The sequence below is a fragment of the Blautia sp. AF34-10 genome (genome assembly GCF_003477865.1).
In the GTDB taxonomy this organism is placed as follows: Bacteria; Bacillota; Clostridia; order Lachnospirales; family Lachnospiraceae; genus Fusicatenibacter; species Fusicatenibacter saccharivorans.
On the sequence record NZ_QUED01000056.1, the window covers coordinates 1 to 5132 of the forward strand.

2 protein-coding genes and 2 pseudogenes are annotated in these 5132 nt (G+C 41.3%); all 4 read left to right on the forward strand.

Annotation, left to right across the window (positions count from 1 at the left end; translation table 11 throughout):
• Positions 1–1403, forward strand: a pseudogene (locus DWZ60_RS18500) (Cna B-type domain-containing protein); the annotation flags it as partial.
• 17 nt (positions 1404–1420) lie between these two features.
• A complete protein-coding gene (locus tag DWZ60_RS18505; RefSeq protein WP_243038380.1) occupies positions 1421–2788 on the forward strand; it encodes a Cna B-type domain-containing protein in 1368 nt (455 codons plus the stop codon).
• 115 nt (positions 2789–2903) lie between these two features.
• Complete coding sequence (locus DWZ60_RS16575) at positions 2904–4682, forward strand: SpaH/EbpB family LPXTG-anchored major pilin (RefSeq protein ID WP_119222156.1); 1779 nt, start codon at positions 2904–2906, stop codon at positions 4680–4682.
• Positions 4683–4819: 137 nt separating this feature from the next.
• A pseudogene (locus tag DWZ60_RS16580) lies at positions 4820–5132 on the forward strand (class C sortase); the annotation flags it as partial.

Consider the following 5132-nt stretch of genomic DNA (forward strand, 5'->3'; position numbering starts at 1 on the left):
TGGAAGGAGGAACCGTTACAAACGGTACTGCTGTAGATCTTCAGTTGGCAGAGGCTTATAGATGCAGTGGTGGATTTGCTGGTGAGATGCTTACAGGTTCTGTGGCAAACACAGGTGACGTTTCACTGGCAGGCCTTAAGATTATAGGTGCAGACAGTCTGGCAGCATTAAAAACCTTTGTGCCAGTCGTGAAACAGTCCCATGTGAAAGGATATCGTTCCGGTGCAAGGATCAAAGCAACCGGTATTGCAGACAAAGATCCGGCAGGATTTGCCGGAGGCTATGTGGGAAGAATGATCGGCGGCCAAATCTGGGGAGATGAAACTTCCTCCTGCAGTATCACAAATTTAAGGCGTGTAGATGGAACTTCCTATGTAGGCGGTTTTGCCGGAAAAGTAGATCCGGGTAGTGTGGCAGCTATTGATACAGCTACAAAACAGGGACTTTTGAATAAACTTCTGGATGTTCTTATGGTAAATGCTCCGGCAGAGCTGATTAAGGTTCTGAATGCTACTGTTTCCACCATCCGCTGTGCATCTGTGTCAGCCTGGGATGACTGGGGCGTGATCGTAAACGGAACCTATCAAAATGGAAACAATACAGGGTATGCAAAAGCAGCTGGAGGATTCACAGGAAGTCTTTGTGGAGCAGTTCTTGGCGAGAAGGATAAACCGGAAAGCGGAATCCGTGCAGACAAGATTCGCTCTGTAGTAGCCGGTGAATATGCCGGAGGATGCTTCGGTATTGCGGATGTTTCCGGTGCTGCAAATATTAGTGCCAATGGTGAGACCTCTGTCTTACAGTATCTTTTAAAGCTTGGAAAAACCGATGTGCTGGATGCATTCCGAAGCTATGTATATTACGGAAATGTCACAGGAAGCCCAGATGCAGGGCTTGGCGTCAGTGCTAACACAGCAACAGATGCAGGACAGAATAATCAGGTTACATACAGCGGAACAGCTGGAGGATTTGGTGGTTCACTGTTAAATGGATCTGTCAAAAACAGCACTGTAACAGGATTAAATTATGTAACTGGACTGAACAGCGTAGGTGGCTTTGTAGGATACTCCGGAAAAAGCGGAGTTATAAAAATGGAGAAGCTGGATGTGCTGGGAGATAAATTTGGACAGCTTCTTGGCGGTGCCCTCGGCGTTTTGGATATTTTTGGTTCCCACATAGATGACAGTAGCGTGACAGGAGTACCTGGTGGTTATACCGTTTTGAGTAAAGGCGGACAGGAGCAGATTGCAGGAGGCTTTATTGGTTACGCAAATCTTGCCAGAATGTCAGGTTGTAGTGCCGGAGATGCCAAAAATCAGGAAAATAGTCTGAAACTGGTAGAATCCGGTGGAACAGCCGGAGCTTTGCCGGAAGAACAAGCTTTGCCTATCTTGCAGATGTAAAACTGGATTCCACAGTGGTGGATGCATTATTCGTAGTTCTGGATCAGCTTGTAAGGGCATTGTATTTGGATAAGATTCAGGATTCCGACTTGTTGCATATTAATCTTGGAATTGTGAAGGTTGATGCACTGTACGATGGAAATCTCATCCATGTGAATCTGCTTGGACTGGATATTTCTGTTGGGCTATCTAAAAAGTCTGATGATAACAATCAGCAGACAGATTTTGCAATCATTAAGATCGGAGATTCCTCTATTAAGCTTCCATGTGACAAAAACGGAATCATAACGAAAGATAATGATGTAAAGTCCAACATCAGTGTCAACCTGATTAAGGCAAACAGGACAAAAATTACAGACAGCAATGTATATGGAATCAATACGGGATACGATGTCTATGCCGGCGGAGCAGGAAATGATGCGGATGGTTCTGCAAATGATGGACGAAGCGGAGGTTTTGTTGGATACAACGATGAAGGACTGCTGAAGAATAACAATATGTACTACTGTGATGTGGTCCGTGGAACATCTAAGCTGGTGGGACCATTCAGTGGAAAAAGTGATTTGGACTCTGGATATGACTTTAATACAAAAGCAGGTGTAGAAGGTGAGAATAACAATTATCGTATTTACCGAAAACCGGCGATTAGTTTTGATGAGATCAAAAAGAATTCGAAACTTCTGACAGATACGTTCAGTCAGGAAAATGGATGGAGCATCTTCTCAGTAAAACATGTCGTGCAGGTAGATGAGTATAACACATTGCAGAATGCAGTTATGGCAACAAAAGATTCTTCTGAAACAGCAGATCTGAATGCTTATGTATCAGATGCAAAAGCCGTTCTGATGTCAGATACCAAAACGACAGTAAATACAGGTGATAGCACATCACCGGAACCATCAGATGCACAGGATCCATGTGATGAATATATAAATCTGACCATTAATAAGGTATGGAAAGATTTCCGGAATATGGACAACATCAGACCAGACACTATTAAGATTACAATTTCCAGAAGCTGGACGGATGCAGAAGGAACAAAACATACAGAAGTCGTGCCAAACTATGAAAACTATGAAATAAAAGGTGATATCTCAAAATCTACATGGCAGAAAGTGATTGAAACTCTTCCAGCCTACATAAAAGATGATGCAGGAACTCCGCATTATTACAAATATTCTGTTACGGAAACTGAAATAAAAGGATATACAACTACAATCGAAACTTCTAAAGATGGATTTACCTTCACGATTATCAACCGGCATTTTGCACTGCTTCCGGATACCGGCGGCGAGGGCATTATGATGTTTATCATAGCAGGTGGCCTGTTGTTAGCGTTCCTGCTTTATACCGGACGCAGAAGGAAACGGAAACAGACGATGTAGGAAAGGGGGAGCAGGGGCATGAGAGAGATATGGCTGCGTGGGGAACTTCCACCGTAAAGGCTGAAAGAATCCCGAGCGAACCAATAAAAAATCAAAAGAAAGTGAGAAGAGGAATATGAAGAAATTAGTATCAAGATTTATGGCAGTTCTGATGGCAATGATCATGATACTGTCCATGAGCATGACTGCATTTGCAGCAGAGGATGCAACAAGGTTAACAGGTACTGGTAAACTGACAGTCAACAATACAGTAGAAGGAAAGACTCTGGATCTGTATCAGATTTTTACAGCAACAAAAAATGAAGCGGGCAATGTAGCATACACATTAAATCCTGAATATGAAGGATTCTTTAAGGCAAATGTAAATGGAGCTTCTGCATTAACAGGCGAAACATTAAGTGAAAAAGCTTATGAATATGTTAAAACACAGGTTGGCGAAGATGGAAAGAACGGTGTAAATTTTGCAAAAGCAATGCTTACATGGATTCTTTCAAATACTAGCACTGTAGATGCTACTCATAAAACTGTAACCACAGCAACTGGTTCTACAGAAATTGCTAATCTGGCATATGGATACTATGTAGTTTATCCATTAGGTGCAACAGATACCTCAGCAGCACCTGGAACTGGTCAGGATTATACATCCGTAGCATCTTTAGTTAGCGTAACAGATACTAATGCTACAGTTAACATGAAGAGTAATTACCCGACAGTAGACAAGAAAATTATTCCAGCACAGAGTGGAAGTGGACTTACAGTTGGTGCTATTGTGAATCCTTCATGGGAAGGCAATCACCAGATGGAATTAGATGACGAAAATGAGTCTGAGGACACCATTGCACCACATGGTGCAGCGGATGAAAAGAAAGCTGGGGATTTTGCGATTGGTGACACCGTTACTTACCAGCTGACTTCTAAAGTACCGGATATGACAGGATATAATTCTTATACTTTTAAATTTACCGATACATTATCAAAAGGATTAGACTTAAAAGCAATTCTGTCTGTAAAGGTTGGAGATACAGAACTCAAAGCAGGTAAAACAGGAGATAACACATACTTACCGACATATACGACAAATGACAATGGAACACATACACTAACTATTAGCTTTAATGACTTTTATAACAACTTTAAGAATCGTACAGGCGAGACAATCACAGTTGTTTATACTGCAACTTTAAACAAAGATGCTGTTATCGGTATGAATCCAAATACCAACAAGGCGGTTGTTGAGTACAGTAATGATCCGAAGTCAGGTGGAACAGGTAAATCTGAGCCAAGCATCGTAGATGTACATACCTTTGATTTCACAATTTATAAATATTATTTAAAAGACCAGAGTAATAAAGAAGATAAGACTGCACTTGCAAAGGCAGAATTTGAGCTTTACAAGGCAAACGAAGCAGGCGATGCAGCAGATACAAATGCTAAGATTAATATTGTTAAAGTAAAAGAGGGTGAATATCGTCAGGCAACACCTGAGGAAGCTGTAGCAGAAGTTTTCAAATCCGATGTAATCGTATCTGGTACCGACGGAAAAGTTCTTGTAAAAGGTCTTGATGCCGGAACTTATTACTTAAGAGAGACAAAAGCTCCAGACGGATACAATAAGCTTCTCAGCGACATCAAGGTTGAGATTAAAGCAACTTATGGCGAAGATGGAAAACTTGTAAGCTATAAAGTAGATTACACATACAATGGAACTACAACACCAGGTGTTGCAATCACAGAAAAAAATAACTCCCCAGAAGTACCTGTAGAAAACAAAACAGGTGCACAGCTTCCATCCACTGGTAGCAAGGGAGCACTCATGGTAACACTGGCTGGTATCGTTCTTTTCGGTGTATTAACAGCAAGCAAAGCTTTTGGCAAAAAGAAAGCAAAAAACTAAGACATTCTGAAGTTTAAGAATGGATAAAAAGACAGTTCATCTTCCCGGTATCGTACCGGGAGGATGTCTGCTTTTTCTGAAATGTCCAGTGTGGACTGGGTATTTCAGAAGAAACAGACGAAAAGGTGAAAGGTATTATGAAGAAAGTAGTAAAAATACTAAGAGGAATTGGATATCTGGCGGCATTTTCTTTAATCCTGTATCCGGTAGTGAGCAATTACATCAATCAGATGAACAGCACAACGATTGCTACAGATTATGAACAGGAAGTTTCTCATCTGTCGGAAGAACAGGAAAATGCCATGATCGAGCAGGCACAGGAATACAATGAAAGCCTGATTGGAATTGGTTCCATAGCAGATCCATTTTCAGAAAGCAATGAAAACCAGACAGAAGATGATGAGTATAACAAACTTTTGAAAATTGATGATACTGGAATGATGGGATATA